The 16870-nt window shown below is 40.4% G+C and carries 11 protein-coding genes; 8 read left to right on the top strand and 3 right to left on the bottom strand.

The annotated features are described in order from the left end of the window. Positions 1-2 precede the first annotated feature (2 nt). Positions 3-1235 carry a nucleoside recognition domain-containing protein gene (locus ACZM60_RS00615; protein WP_021970243.1) on the bottom strand — a complete coding sequence of 411 codons (1233 nt, stop codon included), beginning with the start codon at positions 1233-1235 and terminating at the stop codon, positions 3-5. Positions 1236-1314: 79 nt separating this feature from the next. Between ACZM60_RS00615 and ACZM60_RS00610 the strand changes: the two genes are divergently transcribed. Further along, the gene (locus tag ACZM60_RS00610; protein ID WP_489520536.1) at positions 1315-2361 is read left to right on the top strand and encodes a DUF3810 domain-containing protein; all 1047 of its coding nucleotides are present in this window, start codon (positions 1315-1317) and stop codon (positions 2359-2361) included. A 339-nt stretch (positions 2362-2700) separates the two neighbouring features. On the opposite strand, the gene ACZM60_RS00605 is transcribed toward ACZM60_RS00610, so the two are convergent. Both ACZM60_RS00605 and ACZM60_RS00600 read right to left on the bottom strand, forming a co-directional pair. After that, positions 2701-4200 carry a RagB/SusD family nutrient uptake outer membrane protein gene (locus tag ACZM60_RS00605; RefSeq protein ID WP_489520535.1) on the bottom strand — a complete coding sequence of 500 codons (1500 nt, stop codon included), beginning with the start codon at positions 4198-4200 and terminating at the stop codon, positions 2701-2703. Between the two features lie 22 nt (positions 4201-4222). Then, complete coding sequence (locus tag ACZM60_RS00600) at positions 4223-7297, bottom strand: SusC/RagA family TonB-linked outer membrane protein (RefSeq protein WP_445323133.1); 3075 nt, start codon at positions 7295-7297, stop codon at positions 4223-4225. Positions 7298-7664: 367 nt separating this feature from the next. On the opposite strand from ACZM60_RS00600, the gene ACZM60_RS00595 reads away from it, so the two are divergent. The 7 genes from ACZM60_RS00595 (at position 7665) to ACZM60_RS00565 (ending at position 16741) form a co-directional block, all read left to right on the top strand. After that, positions 7665-8816: an N-acetyltransferase gene (locus tag ACZM60_RS00595; RefSeq protein ID WP_489520534.1), complete on the top strand. Its 1152-nt coding sequence runs from the start codon at positions 7665-7667 to the stop codon at positions 8814-8816. A gap of 21 nt (positions 8817-8837) precedes the next feature. After that, complete coding sequence (locus ACZM60_RS00590) at positions 8838-10772, top strand: DNA topoisomerase IV subunit B (RefSeq protein WP_021970237.1); 1935 nt, start codon at positions 8838-8840, stop codon at positions 10770-10772. A gap of 38 nt (positions 10773-10810) precedes the next feature. Beyond that, complete coding sequence (gene coaD, locus ACZM60_RS00585; protein WP_340319586.1) at positions 10811-11269, top strand: pantetheine-phosphate adenylyltransferase; 459 nt, start codon at positions 10811-10813, stop codon at positions 11267-11269. Between the two features lie 14 nt (positions 11270-11283). Further along, positions 11284-12870, top strand: a complete 1587-nt coding sequence (locus tag ACZM60_RS00580; RefSeq protein ID WP_489520533.1) for a S41 family peptidase — start codon at positions 11284-11286, stop codon at positions 12868-12870. A gap of 373 nt (positions 12871-13243) precedes the next feature. Then, positions 13244-13933: a succinate dehydrogenase/fumarate reductase cytochrome b subunit gene (locus ACZM60_RS00575; RefSeq protein WP_340319584.1), complete on the top strand. Its 690-nt coding sequence runs from the start codon at positions 13244-13246 to the stop codon at positions 13931-13933. A 34-nt stretch (positions 13934-13967) separates the two neighbouring features. Continuing rightward, entirely contained in the window at positions 13968-15950 is a 1983-nt protein-coding gene (locus ACZM60_RS00570) for a fumarate reductase/succinate dehydrogenase flavoprotein subunit (protein ID WP_340319583.1), read from the top strand. Positions 15951-15985: 35 nt separating this feature from the next. Then, positions 15986-16741, top strand: a complete 756-nt coding sequence (locus tag ACZM60_RS00565) for a succinate dehydrogenase/fumarate reductase iron-sulfur subunit (RefSeq protein ID WP_022232475.1) — start codon at positions 15986-15988, stop codon at positions 16739-16741. The last annotated feature ends 129 nt before the right edge of the window (positions 16742-16870 follow it).

Genomic DNA, 16870 nt, shown 5'->3' with positions numbered 1-16870 from the left:
TATCAGTTAAAGAATAAATAGCAAATGAAAATTGCAGCGATAATGCCAGCTAAGTCGGCAAGTAATCCACAGGGAACAGCATGGCGTGTACGGACAACTCCAACACTTCCGAAGTAGACGGCAAGGATGTAAAAAGTAGTATCGGTAGAACCTTGGAAAATACATGAGAGCCGTCCGACAAATGAGTCTGCTCCATAGGTATTCATGGCGTCTACCATTAGTCCACGTGCTCCGCTGCCGCTTAATGGCTTCATCAGTGCAGTTGGTAAGGCTCCTACGAAATTGCTGTCGATGCCGCATAGATTAACCAGTCTGGCTATGCCTTCTATTAGGTAATCCATACATCCTGAAGCACGAAAGACTCCAATTGCCACTAATATTGCTACCAGATAGGGAATAATACGCACAGCAGTCGTGAAGCCTTCTTTAGCTCCTTCTACAAAGGCATCGTATACATTGATTTTCTTTCGTAGACCAGCTATGATAAAGCCAATGATGACTACGAACAGAAACACATTGGCTGTGGTTGTAGAATAAACATCAATTTGCTGACGTGACAATGTGCTGAAAAAATAAATAATGCCAGCTATTATAAGGCTCGTACCACCTAAAAACAGAAGAATTGTCCGGTTTAGCAAATTAATGCGCTGGTACAAGCTTACAGCAATGATACCGGCAAGTGTTGAAAAAAATGTAGCCAATAGGATGGGTACGAATACATCGGTTGGCTGGGCGGCTCCCATCTGAGCGCGATACACCATGATGCTGATTGGAATCAGGGTGAGTCCTGAGGTATTTAATACCAAAAACATGATCATCGGATTACTTGCTGTGTCTTTTTTCGGATTTAGCTCTTGTAGTCCTTCCATGGCTTTCAGTCCTAATGGCGTTGCTGCATTATCCAGTCCCAGCATATTCGCAGCGAGGTTCATGAAGATGCTTCCTGTAACCGGATGTCCTTTAGGTATCTCTGGAAACAACTTGGTAAACAGCGGACTTAATAGACGTGAGAATAATCCAATAACACCGCCTTGTTCTCCGATACGCATAATACCCATCCAGAGCGATAGAACTCCGGTAAGTCCCAGGGAGATTTCAAAAGCTGTTTTCGAGGAATCGAACGTCGAATTGATAATAGCCGGAAAGACTTCCGTATCTCCTGAAAAGAGAAGACGTGCAGTTGCTACGATGAAAGCTGTCAGGAAAAAAGCAATCCAAATATAATTCAAGACCATGTAGAATCTGTTTGATGTATTAATATTCTTTACCGGACAAAAGTAAAGAATTAATTCAGAAAATGATAACTTTGTTCTTATGAAAAAGCTTCAGTGGAAACATATTCGTTGGACAGTACTCGTTTTGCTTTTAACAAGCGTGTGTATATTTCGGTTTGTGTCCGGTGCTGGCGAATTTTATGCTCGTTTTCTTTATCCGACTATTTCCTGTTTTTTATCACGATTGGCTGCTATTGTGTCTTTTTCGCTTTGTGAAATTTTGGTAGTTGTAACAATAGTAGGATTGATGCTTTATCCGATAGTTGCCTGTCGTAGAAAGCAAAGATGGAAATCGATAGTAAGGAATGAAGTAGAAATCTTGCTTTGGATTTACGTTTGGTTTTATTGGGGATGGGGAATGAATTATTTCCGTGATACTTTTTTTAAACGGGCAGAGGTTGTTCCATGTTCTTATGAGGAAAAGCGCTTTAAGCAATTCCTTTCAGCTTATACGGATAGTTTGAATGCTGCTTTCGTCCAAGAGATATATATTTCACAGTCTGCATTGGAGCGGACGGTTAAACAGATGTATGCTGAAGTACCTGAAAAGTTTGGACTAACACAGCCAAAGGATTTTCAGCATCCAAAGTATTCTTTCTGTAACAGGTTGTATTCTGGAGTTGGAGTGTTGGGATATATGGGACCTTTTTTTGATGAGTCTCATGTAAATCATGAATTACTTCCTGTACAGCTTCCGTTTACTTATGCCCATGAGCTTGCCCATTTACTTGGCGTGAGCAGTGAAGCAGAAGCCAATTTCTGGGCATATCAGGTTTGCATTCATACTACCGACTCGAATATCCGTTACAGTGGTTATTTCGGATTGTTGCCTTATGTGATAGTCAATACCCGTAGTTTGCTTAGTGAGTCTGAGTTCACGGGTTGGCTCAGCACTATACGGCCTGAGATTATACAGCAGTTGTATGATAAGCAAGCATATTGGGATATTCGTTATAATGACTTATTAGGTAAGTTGCAAGATTTAGTTTATAATTGGTACTTGAAAAGTAATCAAATATCTTCCGGGCAGAAAAATTATGCACAAGTCATCGGAATGGTTCTTTCCTTACCTGAAAGTTGGTGGTGATGAGCTCTTGAGAATTGAAAAAATCGGGGAGGAGATCAGCCTCGATGCTTTTTCACGAGCTATGAATAACTTGTCTTTCCCTCGTTTGTTGCTTATATGGGTTTTTAATAGCCTTTTTGACTGTATTGCTTTTAATAATCTTTCTTTTTGTGCGATAATATGACTATTCTATATCTTTTTGCGTGTGAAATCTTATGCATGCTTATGCGTGAAATAGAAAAATATTTGATATTTCCCTTTTTTGTTTATACTCTTTGAGTGAAACAATAAAAAATCCGCTTCAAGATAACTAAAGTTTTCCTGAAACGGATTTTTTAAGGTTTATGATAATATAAAATCTTATAGCGGATTTTGTTCCATGTTCGGGTTCGCATCTATTTCCGATTGTGGAATAGGAAGAGCAATACGTGGATCGTTAGGTTGAATGGTTTCTGCGTTCAATGTACTCAGTGTGCTTAGGTGCCATCCTCCTTTACGAACAATCGGTTGCTTGTTTCGCAGGTAATCGAAGAAAATCTGTCCTTCTCCGACCAGTTCTTTCCGACATTCTTTTAAAACCCGTTCGATTGTAAATTCGGCCGTACTGACAGATTTGTCTGGATTAGCACGACTGACAATCTGATTCAGGAAACCTCTTGCCGGTTCCAGATAACTGCCTCCCAATTTTACACCTGCTTCAGCTGCATTCAGGTAAACTTCCGACAGACGAATAATGCTGATGTTATTATCTTTCGGATCTCCACTCTTGCCCGGAAACTTACTGAGGAAAACCTTACGGTTACGTGCAGCTTCTGGAAGTCCTTCATTGTTTTCAATAAGTGATAACTGTGTAATGCAGTGACGTACATCGTTAGGATCTTCTTCAAGTAAATTTAAGAACTCTTCTGTAAGAATAAGATTATTCCAGTCGACTCCTTTTGCTTCATTGGCATAAACCATAGGAGCTCCTTCACCACCGGTACCGCCACCCCATTCCGAGGGCTCTGTAGTGCTTATATATAATTCGAATAATGCTTCCGACTGAAAATCTTTTCCCCATACAGTAGGATATTCATCACGAGTATAGAGTTGATATAATCCTTTACTATTGTTGATGACATCAGTTGCTGCATCGTAGGCTTCTTTATAACTTCCCATGTCGAGATATACTCTCGATAGTAAAGCCTGTGCTGCCCAATAATTAACATAACCATCAGTTCTTTCTGTACTTAAGTAGGGACGTGCTGTCGTTATATCACTGACAACCTGAGCATAACATTCTGCTACTGTATTTCGCTTGGGCTGATGTGCTGGTTCTTCCGGCTTTAATTCAATAGGAACTCCTAAAGAAGCACCGTTGTCGTTGAGATAAGGCATACCAAACAATCTGGTCAGATTGAATAAAGCCAGTCCTCGTAAGACCAAGGCTTCCGCTTTTATGCGTTCTAATTCTTTGGTGTCACTACTTTGCACAACTCCTTGCTCTATCTTTTGAATAAGATTATTTGCTTGTCGGATGACCAGATAAGGACGATTCCATGGGAGCGTTATATTCAGGTTATCAGTAGCCAATACATTATATGTATAATAAGGAGTAACACGCTTACCTGAGGCCTTGTTTTCTCTTGCTTGTACATCCATAGCACGACAATCGCCGTAATACCAGTAATTATCTCCATAATAGCTATGCTGTGATGTTTCGCGGTAAACTCCGTTTAACGCTACTTTGGCATCCTCCAAAGTTGTAAAGGCTTGGTCTGTGGTGACAGATGTTGAGGGGTTCAGGTTCAGCCAATCTTCAGAGCAAGAAGTTCCCATCACCGAAGCCATAGTCAATAAATATATATATATTTTCTTCATATTAAATACAGTGTTAATGAATTTAGAATGTTAATTGGACTCCGAAACTGAATGTACGCATAACCGGTGCCTCACAGTAAACTTCTCCATTGACAGGAGTTTCCGGATCATATTGTTTCCATTTTGCCCATGTCAGCAAGTTACTTCCTGAAAAATAAATACGTGCCTTGTTGATTAATGCCTTTCTTGTCCACTGGTCGGGCAATGTAAATCCAAGAGTAAGATTTTTCAGTCTTAAATGGTCCGTACTATGAATGTAGCGTGAAGAATTAGTTACACTTGCTTTTTCTCCAAAAACAAATCGGGGAACATCTGTCTGGTCACCGGGCTGCTGCCAGCGTTCTAAGGCGTATACTGGCAGATTGTATCTGGATGTATAAATAGATTCTGTACCGTTTTCAATACTTGTTCCTAACTTATCGTATGAATAGCCTCCTAATGAATAAGTAAGAGTGAAACTTAAATCCAGCCACTTATAATTTAAAATGTTAGTCAGACCGCCTGATACTTTAGGATTAACAGATTTGTATGGAATACTTTCTGCTTCATTTGGATCGGTTGTCAGGCTACGATCGATTGTACCATCTTCATTCGTTTTGTTTTTGTAATACTCAGCTTTACCGTTCTGAGGATTAACTCCGGCAAATTCTTTCACGTAAAATGTATAATAAGGTAGTCCTACTTTATGGATGTACCAGGTTCCTTCAATCGTTTGATCGAGTTGACCGTTTAGCGAAACAATTTTATTTCTATTATGTGTAAGGTTGAATACGGTGGTCCAGTTAAAATCGTTGGAAACAAAGTTCAGTGTACGAAGTTCAAATTCAACACCTTTATTATTAAGTTGTCCTACGTTAGCCAGATAACTCGTAAAGCCGGTTGTTGCACTGATAGGAAGATTATAGAGTAGGTCTTTTGTATCACGGTTGTAATATTCCAGACTTACAAAAATACGGTTGATAAAAGCAAAATCCAGTCCGATATTCAAGTTATAATTCTTTTCCCATCCCAAGTTGGTATTAGGCTGTGATGATTCGTATGAACCAGAAGCTCCCATGTAGTTTTGTCCGTAGCTATATAATCCCATGTAGCCATAAAGAGAATTTGGCTGGTTTCCGTTGACACCATACGAAGCACGTATTTTCAGATCATTCAAAATCTTTTTTGCCGGTTTCATAAATGCTTCGTTGCTGATGTTCCACATACCCGAAACAGACCAGAAGTTACCCCATCGATTATCAGGAGAAAGGCGTGAACTACCATCACGTCTGAAACTTCCAGCCAGATAGTAACGATCATCATAATCATAATTCAAACGTGACAGGTAAGAAATCATACGGTAATCCTGAGTTGAGGAAATAAAACTGTTCAATACAGCTGCATTGTCGGGTTCGGTCAGAATATCTGAAGGAAGCTTTGACTTCATACCTGAAGCTTTATCTGTCTGATAACTCTCAATTTCATAAGCAGCCAATACGTCCAAATGATGTTTATACGCGAAAGTTCGGACATAATTTAACGATGTGGATGAGATGAGTTTTCCGTATTCGATAAATCCTTTAGCTGTTTGTGCATCACTTCCGCTTTTGGGACCTGCAGAACTGAGTGGGTTATAATATCTGGAATCCTTCTGGATAGTATAGTCGTAGCTGAGTGTTTCTTTCAGTTTCAATCCTTTCAGCGGTTCTATGCTGGCATATCCTGTAGAGAACATACGTGTCATACGTACTCGGTTATAGTCAGTTAAGATATCACGTAAAGGATTCAGGGTACTACCTTCGTATGCACCGATGTAATTACCTTCCTCGTCGCGTACTGTCATCGAAGGGTTCATGGTCATGGCTACGCAAAGGAATGGATTGATGGCAGAACCTCGTTCTTCGTTCATTTCCTGATTCATCTGCGTAAACATCATATTGGCACCTACTTCACCGTATTTACCAACTTTCTGTGTCAGATTTAAACGGGCGGAATAGCGGTCAAGACTTGAATTCTTTGCTAAGCCTTCTTGTTTGTTATATCCTAACGAAGCATAATAAGTAGAACGATCGTTACCACCAGAAACAGAAGCTTCATAATCCTGCTGAGTAGCTGTACGCAATAATTCTTTACGCCAGTCGGTATAGCCCATAGAAGGTACATATGCATATTGGCCGATTTCTTGATCTGCATAAGCAGTCGGTGATTCCATATTTTGATCAATGGCATAGTTTACCAATCCTTCATATAACAGATCCCTACGTTGATCTCCGTTCAATGTTGGACGGAAATCAACCGCAGCATTCGAGAAGCCACCAGATACATTCAGCGTTACCTGAGCTTTTCCGGCACTACCTTTTTTTGTCGTGATAAGGATGACTCCATTTGCTGCTCTTGAACCGTAAAGAGAGGCTGCTGCTGCATCCTTTATCACTGTAATATTTTCGATATCAGAAGGATTCAGCGTACTCATAATGTTGGTTTTTGAGTTGTTCATATATGCTGCATCTGAACCTCCGGCACTAAGACTACCTGAAGTAACTGGTACTCCATCAATGACGAACAGAGGCTCTTGGGAAGCATTGAACGAACCCATTCCTCGGATACGGATATTTTGATTGGCTCCTGGTTGACCGGAACTACTGGTGATATTGACACCGGTTGTCATACCTTGGAGTTTTTGTTCTACACTCATGACCGGAATGTCCTTTAGCATATCAGCTTTTAGCGTATTGGCTGATCCGGTAAAAGATGATTTAGTAAAGTTACCATAACCAGTAACAACTACTTCATCCAGATTCATTGATTCCGGTTCCATAACAATGTTCAATACCGAATTTTTACGTGGCACATTGACCTCCATAGTCTTCATTCCGATATACGAAACAATCAATGTTTGATCTGGTTCCGCTTGCAAGGTATATTTCCCGTTTATATCGGTTATGGTACCTACACTTTCGTTACCTTTTACCGTTATGGAAACCCCTATCAAGGCTTCTTTTTCATCTGCCGAAGTTACAACTCCAGAGATAGTTCGCTTTTGTGCAAAGAGTTGTTGAGCAACTATACAAAATAAAGCAAATGTAAAAAACAGTTTTAGCTTTTCTTTCATTCTCATAATTTTTATTTTTGAAATTTTTCTAACAATAATTACACCAATTTTGTTCTTTCTTATTTATAAATGTGCAATGTTTTGATTAAAAGGTGTTTATGTATCTGTGGCTATCTTTCTGGAATAACAGGATTTGTGGATTTTTTACTCAATTTTGAGTATTGTTTCTACAGGTCTTTAGGCGGAAAATTTGTGTAAATCAGATTCCTTTTGTCATTTTATTTTTTGTATTTTGTGTTGCTTATTCTATGTTTCGATGAAAAGAGAATATAGAAATGCAAGAAGAATATGTGTCAAAAACGTTGAAAGAGAACCACTCTTCGGATAAAAAATTGTATCTTTACCCCCTGAAATTTCATACTATAACGAACAGATGGCCATTATCATTAAGAAAGTTAGTTCTAAAAAAGAATTACAGACATTTATTCGCTTCAATTACGAATTATACAAGAATAATCCTTATTCCGTACCCGACCTGTACGATGATATGTTGAATACTTTTAGTCCGAAAAAGAATGCTGCATTCGAGTTTTGTGAAGCAGATTACTTTTTGGCTTATGAGAATAATAAAGTAGTAGGACGAGTTGCAGCTATCATTAATCATCGGGCAAATGAAACTTGGAAGAAAAAAGAGATCCGTTTTGGCTGGATTGATTTTTTTGATAAACCTGAAATCTCTGAAGCGTTGCTCAAGACTGTAGAAGAATGGGGTAAGGAACGAGGAATGGAAGCTATTGTTGGCCCGTTGGGCTTTACCGATATGGATGCCGAAGGTATGTTGATTGAAGGATTCGATCAGTTGGGTACCATGTCGACCATTTACAATTATCCTTATTATCAGCAACACATGGAACGGTTGGGCTTTGAAAAAGAGGCAGACTGGGTAGAGTTTAAGTTGACTGTACCCGATAAGATACCTGAAAAGTTCGTTCGTATCTCAGAAATTATTCTTGAAAAATATAAGCTGAAAATCAAGAAATTAAAGCGCAGTGAGATTAAGAATCAAAATTACGGGCAGAAGATATTCGATTTGATAAATGAAGCTTATGCACCTTTGTATGGTTATTCGCAGATGACTCAGGGACAGATCAATCAGTATATTAAGATGTATCTTCCATTGATAGATTTGCGCATGGTTTCTCTTGTAGAGGATGAAGCTGGTAATTTGGTTGCCGTTGGTATTTCTATGCCTTCTCTTTCGGAAGCATTGCAAAAGGCGAAAGGAAAGATGTTGCCTTTCGGGTGGTTCCATTTGTTGAAGGCTTTGTTTATTAAAAAGCCAAAGGTACTCGATTTATTGCTTGTAGGTGTGAAGCCAGAATATCAGAGTAAAGGAGTTAATGCGCTGTTGTTTTACGATTTAGTTCCGGTTTACCAACAGATGGGCTTTAAATACGGTGAAAGTAATCCAGAACTGGAGATGAATAAAAAAGTACAGTCACAGTGGGGAGCATTTGAGGCTGTTCAGCACAAACGCCGCCGTGCTTATAAAAAGGTATTTATTACAGATAAAAAAGAAAATTAGTCTATCGTTTAAGCATTGCTTATGGAAGAAGAATACAATGAGCAAATATCGAATCCCGTTTCGTATACCGAAGAGAATATTCGCCATCTGAGTGACATGGAGCATGTACGTACCCGTCCAGGTATGTATATCGGTCGTTTAGGGGATGGATCTCAAGCGGAGGATGGTATCTATGTCTTACTTAAAGAGGTAGTAGATAACTGTATCGACGAGTTTAAGATGGGAGCGGGAAAACGCATTGAGATAGAGATGGAGGATAATCTGCGTGTTTCCGTACGAGATTATGGACGTGGTATTCCCTTGGGAAGTTTGGTCGATGCTGTTTCCATGCTGAATACAGGTGGTAAATACGATACGAAAGCTTTTAAGAAAAGTGTCGGTCTGAATGGAGTGGGAGCCAAGGCGGTTAATGCGTTGAGCTCTCGTTTCATTGCGCGAAGTGTGCGTGACGGCCAGATGCGTGAGGCTGTCTTCGCAAAAGGTGAACTGATAAGCGATACCACTCAGGCTACAGATGAAGAGAATGGTACATATATTTTCTTTGAACCTGATAACACACTATTTTTGAACTATCATTTCCGACCGGAATATATCGAAACCATGTTACGTAACTATACGTATTTAAATACCGGGTTATCGATTTATTATAATGGTCATCGTATTGTCAGTCGTAATGGTTTGGAAGATCTATTGAACGACAATATGACATCTCAGGGGTTGTATCCTATTATTCATTTAAAAGGAGAGGATATAGAGATAGCCTTTACGCATAGTCCCCAGTATGGAGAGGAGTACTATTCGTTTGTTAACGGGCAGCATACAACTCAGGGTGGTACTCATCAAAGTGCTTTTAAAGAGCATATTGCACGTACCATCAAGGAATTCTATGGCAAAAATATGGAGTTTCAGGATATCCGAAATGGATTGGTAGCAGCTATTGCTATCAATGTGATAGAACCTACATTCGAAAGTCAGACAAAGATCAAACTTGGTTCGTTAACAATGGCTCCGGAAAAGGATTCCGATGGAAATCCCTATCCATTGTCGGGTATCAGTGTCAATAAGTTTATCGGCGATTTTGTAAAGGAAAATGTAGACAATTACTTACATAAGCATCCTGATGTAGCTGATATCATGCTTCAGAAGATTCAGGAATCAGAAAAGGAACGTAAGGCTATTGCGGGTGTTACTAAAATAGCTCGTGAACGTGCGAAGAAAGCTAATTTGCATAACCGGAAATTACGTGATTGCCGTATTCATTTGAATGATTTGAAAGGAACAAAAAAGGACGAAGAAAATGATCCACGTCTGGAGAGTTCTATCTTTATAACTGAGGGAGATTCGGCAAGTGGTTCCATTACCAAAAGTCGCGATGTAAATACACAAGCTGTATTCAGCTTGCGGGGTAAGCCTTTGAATTCGTTTGGATTGACTAAAAAAGTAGTATACGAAAACGAAGAGTTTAATCTGTTGCAGGCTGCATTGAATATAGAGGACGGACTGGACGGATTACGATATAATAAGGTTATTGTGGCTACTGATGCTGATGTGGACGGTATGCATATTCGTCTGCTGATGATAACTTTCTTCTTGCAATTCTTCCCAGACTTAATAAAGAAAGGGCATGTCTATATTCTTCAGACACCACTTTTCCGTGTTCGTAACCGTAAAAAAGGTGTATACGAAACAATTTATTGTTATACCGATGAGGAAAGAATTGCTGCAATCGAGAAGCTGGCTCCCAATCCGGAAATAACTCGGTTTAAGGGTTTAGGAGAAATATCGCCTGATGAATTTCGTAATTTTATAGGAAAAGATATGCGTCTGGAACAAGTTTCTTTGCGTAAGACAGATGCGGTAAAAGAATTGCTGGAGTTCTATATGGGTAAAAATACCATGGAGCGTCAGAATTTCATTATTAATAATTTGGTAATAGAAGAGGATTTGTTGAGTTAGAACAAATGCTTTTCTCTATTTATGATTTGATAATTAAAATGAAAAGAGCAATATTTCCCGGGACGTTCGATCCCTTTACTATTGGACACTTTTCTGTGGTAAAGCGTGCCCTGACTTTTATGGATGAAATTATCATTGGCATTGGCATTAATGACAATAAAAAGACTTGGTTCCCAACTGAAAAACGTGTCGAGATGATCAAGAAGCTGTATAGTAATGAACCTCGTATTCGAGTGGAAGCATACGATAGCTTGACTGTTGACTTTGCACAAAAGAAAGAGGCAAAGTTTATTATCAGAGGTATACGTACAGTACACGATTTTGAATATGAAGAAACTATAGCCGATATCAATCGGAAGCTTGCTGGAATCGAAACGATTTTGCTTTTTACGGAACCGGAACTGACAGCTATCAGTTCTACTATAGTACGTGAATTATTGCAATATGGTAAAGATGTGACGCCGTTCCTTCCAGAAGGATTGAATATTAATTTATGATGAATACGAGCCTTATGAAAAAAAGATTTTGCTCAATATTATGTGTTTTGATAGCTGCTACTGCTGTTGTTGCGCAAAATAAGATACTCAATTCTCCGTCGCGTAAATTACAGTTGGCCGAATTTGCTATATCAAACTTGTATGTCGATAAGGTAGATGAAAATAAGTTGGTCGAGACAGCTATTATAAGTATGCTGGAGCAGTTGGATCCTCATTCTACTTATTCCGATCCGGAAGAAGTGAAAGAGTTGAATGAACCGTTGCAGGGTAATTTTGATGGTATAGGTATCCAGTTTAATATGGCTACCGATACGCTTTTTGTTATCCAGCCAGTGTCAGGAGGGCCTTCCGAAAAGGTGGGTATACTGGCGGGCGACCGTATTATAGAAGTGAACGATACGGTAATAGCCGGAGTGAAGATGAGTACGGAAGACGTGATGCGCCGTTTGCGTGGAAAGCGTGGTACCGAAGTAACGGTTAAGGTAATGCGCCGGGGAGTCAAGGAATTGCTTCCGTTTACGATTAAACGAGATAAGATTCCTGTATATAGTCTTGATGCTTCTTACATGGTTGACCGGAAAATTGGTTATATCCGTGTGAATCGTTTTGCTGCTACTACTGGAAAGGAGTTTGCAGACGCACTTCATCGTTTGCAGAAAGAAGGAATGCGTGATCTTATTCTCGATTTGCAAGGAAACGGTGGTGGTTACCTGAATGCTGCTATTGAACTGGCAAATCAGTTCTTGGGTAAGAAGGAATTAATCGTTTATACAGAAGGACGTCGTAATCCTCGTGCTGAATTTGAGGCTGAAGGAAATGGTGACTTTTTAGATGGCCGTTTGGTGGTGCTGGTAGATGAGTTTTCTGCATCGGCAAGTGAGATTGTTACAGGTGCTTTGCAGGATTGGGACCGTGCAATCGTTGTTGGTCGTCGTAGTTTCGGTAAGGGATTGGTTCAGCGTCCGGTTGACTTACCTGACGGTTCGATGATTCGTTTGACTGTTGCTCGTTATTATACTCCTTCAGGGCGTTGTATTCAGAAGCCTTACGAGAGTATTGAACAGTACAATAAAGACCTGATAGATAGGTATAATCGTGGTGAAATGTTGAGTGCCGACAGTATTCATTTTCCCGATTCTTTAAAATGTAAGACTTTAAAACTGGGACGTACCGTTTACGGTGGTGGAGGTATTATGCCCGACTATTTTGTCCCGGTAGATACAACTATGTATACCGATTATTATCTTGCTTTGCGTGATAAGGGAGCTATTGTACAGATGAATCTGAAACTGGTAGATACGCATCGCGAAGAATGGTTGAAAGAATATAAAGATTTTCGTCATTTTGATAAAGGCTTTGAGGTGACTCCTGAAATGTTGGAGGAGTTGAAAACGTTGGGTGAACAACTTGGAGTAAAATATGATGAGAAGCAGTATCAGACAGCTCTTCCGTTGATAAAGGCTCAGATGAAAGCATTAATTGCCCGGGATTTGTGGGACATGAGTGAGTACTTTCAGGTCATGAACCGGATGAATAATAGCGTGCTCAAGGCTGTTGAATTATTAGAAAAGCCGGGAATGAATTTTCCTGAGCGGAAATAGAATAATACCTTTACGGTACTGATGATATGAAAAAGCCGTTTCAGTAGTCCATTAGGAGGGTGCTGAAGCGGCTTTTATCGTTTGTACTTACCAGAATGTTTGTGCGTGCAAGTTAAAAATTGCATTTACAGAATGCAGATTTTGGCCTTGGGGCTCGTTCCTTATTGTTGTCCTTGTCCTTTAATGGAAGTCGTATGGCTGTAAAAGAATAAGAAAAAATCCCTTCTTAGAACTGTTTCCTGTGAATATATTAAAGAATTATTTCCGTAATCCTTGTATTATCTATGGAAAACTCCTAATTTTGTATCGTATTTTAGTATATGTGGACAGAATTTTTAGTTCTAACAATTAAATAATTTAAATTCAATCATTTATGTGGTTAAGTAATTCATCTATTGGAAGGAAAGTGGTGATGAGTGTAACTGGTATCGCCCTTGTCCTGTTTCTGACATTTCACATGGCGATGAACTGTGTTGCTTTGTTCTCGGGCGAAGCTTACAACATGGTTTGTGAGTTCCTGGGTGCTAACTGGTATGCACTGGTTGCAACTGTGGGATTGGCTGCCTTGTTTGTAATTCACATTATCTACGCTTTCTGGTTGACAATGCAGAACCGTGCAGCTCGCGGTAGCGAACGTTATGCTGTAAGTGCTCGCCCGAAAAATGTGGAATGGGCTTCTCAGAACATGCTGGTACTTGGTATCATCGTAATCTTGGGTCTGGCTCTTCACTTTATGAACTTCTGGTACAAAATGCAGTTCGCTGAAATCATCGGCAACCCTATGATGGGTGGTCTTCATGCAGCCGACGGTTATGGCTATATCATGCAGACTTTCTCTAATCCGTTGTTCTTCGTGTTGTATATTATTTGGCTGATTGCTTTGTGGTTCCACTTGACTCACGGTTTCTGGAGCGCAATGCAGACTTTGGGTTGGAACAACATGATTTGGATTAACCGCTGGAAATGCATCTCTAACATCTATTCTACCATCATCGTTCTTGGTTTCATGCTGGTAGCTATTGTATTCTTCCTGAAGAACATGATGGGTTGCGGTGCTTGCTAATTTAAGTGTAACTGATTTAAACTGAAAAAACATTATGACTAAAATAATTGATTCTAAAATTCCTGAAGGCCCGATAGCTGAGAAATGGACTAATTATAAGGCTCACCAGAAATTGGTAAACCCGGCTAACAAACGTCGTTTGGATATCATTGTGGTAGGTACAGGTTTGGCTGGAGCATCAGCTGCAGCTTCTCTTGGTGAAATGGGATTCCGCGTATTCAATTTCTGTATTCAGGATTCTCCACGTCGTGCACACTCTATTGCTGCACAGGGTGGTATCAATGCTGCAAAAAATTATCAGAACGATGGTGACTCAATCTATCGTTTGTTCTATGATACTGTAAAGGGCGGTGACTACCGTGCTCGTGAAGCAAACGTTTATCGTTTGGCTGAAGTTTCAAACAATATTATCGACCAGTGTGTTGCTCAGGGTGTTCCTTTTGCTCGTGAATACGGAGGTACATTGGCTAACCGTTCTTTCGGTGGTGCTCAGGTTTCTCGTACATTCTATGCTAAAGGTCAGACTGGTCAGCAGTTGCTGTTGGGTGCATACTCTGCATTGAGCCGTCAGGTAGGTGCAGGTACAGTAAAACTGTACACTCGTTACGAAATGGAAGATATCGTAATCGTTGACGGTCGTGCACGTGGTATCATTGCTAAGAATCTGGTTACAGGTAAATTGGAACGCTTCGCAGCTCATGCTGTAGTTATTGCTACTGGTGGTTACGGTAACACTTACTTCTTGTCTACTAACGCAATGGCTTGTAACTGTACTGCTGCAATGTCTTGCTACCGTAAGGGAGCTTGGTTTGCTAATCCTGCTTATGTACAGATTCACCCGACTTGTATTCCGGTACACGGTGACAAGCAGTCTAAGTTGACTTTGATGTCTGAATCTTTGCGTAATGATGGTCGTATCTGGGTTCCGAAGAAATTGGAAGATGCGAAAGCTTTGCAGGCTGGTACTAAGAAGGGTAGTGATATCCCTGAAGAAGACCGTGATTACTACTTGGAACGTCGTTATCCGGCATTCGGTAACTTGGTTCCGCGTGACGTTGCTTCACGTGCTGCTAAGGAACGTTGCGACCACGGCTATGGTGTAAACAACACTGGTCTGGCTGTATTCCTTGACTTCTCTGAATGTATCGAACGTCTGGGTATCGATGTTGTTCGTCAGCGTTATGGTAACTTGTTCGATATGTACGAAGAAATCACCGATGTAAATCCGGGTGAACTTGCTAAAGAAATCAACGGAGTGAAATATTATAATCCGATGATGATCTATCCGGCTATCCACTATACAATGGGTGGTATCTGGGTTGACTACGAACTTCAGACTTCTATCAAGGGTCTGTTCGCTATCGGTGAATGTAACTTCTCTGACCACGGTGCTAACCGTTTGGGTGCTTCTGCTTTGATGCAGGGATTGGCTGACGGTTACTTCGTATTGCCTTACACTATCCAGAACTATTTGGCAGACCAGATTACTGTTCCTCGCTTCTCTACCGATTTGCCGGAATTTGCTGAAGCAGAAAAGGCTGTTCAGGCTAAGATTGATCACCTGATGAACATCAAGGGTAAGAAGTCTGTAGACTCTATTCACAAGGAATTAGGTCGTATAATGTGGGAATACGTCGGAATGGGACGTACTGCTGAAGGCTTGAAGACAGGTTTGGCTAAACTGAAAGAAGTACGTAAAGAGTTCGAAACAGAATTGTTTATCCCAGGTTCTAAGGAAGGCATGAATGTCGAATTGGATAAGGCTATCCGTCTGAACGACTTCATTACAATGGGTGAGCTGATTGCATACGATGCATTGAACCGTAACGAATCTTGCGGTGGTCACTTCCGTGAAGAATATCAGACTGAAGAAGGCGAAGCTAAACGTGATGATGAAAACTTCTTCTACGTTGCTTGCTGGGAATATCAGGGAAGCGATGACAAGGCTCCGGTATTGTACAAAGAACCACTGGTATACGAAGCAATTAAGGTTCAGACTCGTAACTATAAGAGCTAATCAGTGAAGTTAAACAATTAAAGAATCTAAGTAAAATGGATAAAAATATATCATTTACGCTGAAAGTTTGGCGTCAGAACGGACCTAAAGAAAAAGGTCATTTCGATACATTCCAGATGAAAGATATCCCGGGCGATACTTCATTCCTGGAAATGTTGGATATCTTGAACGAACAGTTGATTGAAGAAGGCAAAGAACCGATCGTATTCGACCATGACTGTCGTGAAGGTATCTGCGGTATGTGTTCTTTGTATATCAACGGACATCCTCACGGACCTGCAAAAGGTGCTACAACTTGCCAGATTTACATGCGTCGTTTCAAAGATGGCGATGTAATTACTGTTGAACCATGGCGTTCTGCCGGTTTCCCGGTTATCAAGGACTTGATGGTAGACCGTTCTGCTTACGATAAGATTATGCAGGCTGGTGGTTTTATCAGCGTACGTACTGGTGCTCCTCAGGATGCAAACGCTATCCTGATCCCGAAACCGGTTGCTGACGAAGCTATGGATGCAGCAACTTGTATCGGCTGTGGTGCTTGTGTAGCAGCTTGTAAGAATGGTTCAGCTATGCTGTTCGTTTCAGCTAAGGTTAGCCAGTTGAACTTGTTGCCTCAAGGTAAACCAGAAGCTTTGCGCCGTGCAAAAGCTATGTTGTCTAAGATGGATGAACTGGGCTTCGGTAACTGTACTAACACACGTGCTTGTGAAGCTGAATGTCCGAAGTGCGTTTCTATCAGCAATATTGCTCGTTTGAACCGCGACTTTATCAAGGCTAAACTGAAAGATTAATGCTTTGCTGTAAAGCTTTTATTTGATAAAACGAGGGTGTGTCGTAATACGCGATTCACCCTCTTTTCTTTATCAACGATAAGAGTGTAGTTAACTTTTTCAGGCAGCGATATTCAGAAGATAATCTCG

It is taken from the genome of Phocaeicola sp. (genome assembly GCF_057861905.1).
This window is presented reverse-complemented; position numbering and strand designations above follow the sequence as displayed.

Bases quoted from the DNA above. Each gene is read 5' to 3' on its own strand.
- ACZM60_RS00615 (WP_021970243.1), bottom strand. From the start codon at position 1,235: ATGGTCTTGAATTATATTTGGATTGCTTTTTTCCTGACAGCTTTCATC.
- ACZM60_RS00610 (WP_489520536.1), top strand. From the start codon at position 1,315: ATGAAAAAGCTTCAGTGGAAACATATTCGTTGGACAGTACTCGTTTTG.
- ACZM60_RS00605 (WP_489520535.1), bottom strand. From the start codon at position 4,200: ATGAAGAAAATATATATATATTTATTGACTATGGCTTCGGTGATGGGA.
- ACZM60_RS00600 (WP_445323133.1), bottom strand. From the start codon at position 7,297: ATGAGAATGAAAGAAAAGCTAAAACTGTTTTTTACATTTGCTTTATTT.
- ACZM60_RS00595 (WP_489520534.1), top strand. From the start codon at position 7,665: ATGGCCATTATCATTAAGAAAGTTAGTTCTAAAAAAGAATTACAGACA.
- ACZM60_RS00590 (WP_021970237.1), top strand. From the start codon at position 8,838: ATGGAAGAAGAATACAATGAGCAAATATCGAATCCCGTTTCGTATACC.
- coaD (WP_340319586.1), top strand. From the start codon at position 10,811: ATGAAAAGAGCAATATTTCCCGGGACGTTCGATCCCTTTACTATTGGA.
- ACZM60_RS00580 (WP_489520533.1), top strand. From the start codon at position 11,284: ATGAAAAAAAGATTTTGCTCAATATTATGTGTTTTGATAGCTGCTACT.
- ACZM60_RS00575 (WP_340319584.1), top strand. From the start codon at position 13,244: ATGTGGTTAAGTAATTCATCTATTGGAAGGAAAGTGGTGATGAGTGTA.
- ACZM60_RS00570 (WP_340319583.1), top strand. From the start codon at position 13,968: ATGACTAAAATAATTGATTCTAAAATTCCTGAAGGCCCGATAGCTGAG.
- ACZM60_RS00565 (WP_022232475.1), top strand. From the start codon at position 15,986: ATGGATAAAAATATATCATTTACGCTGAAAGTTTGGCGTCAGAACGGA.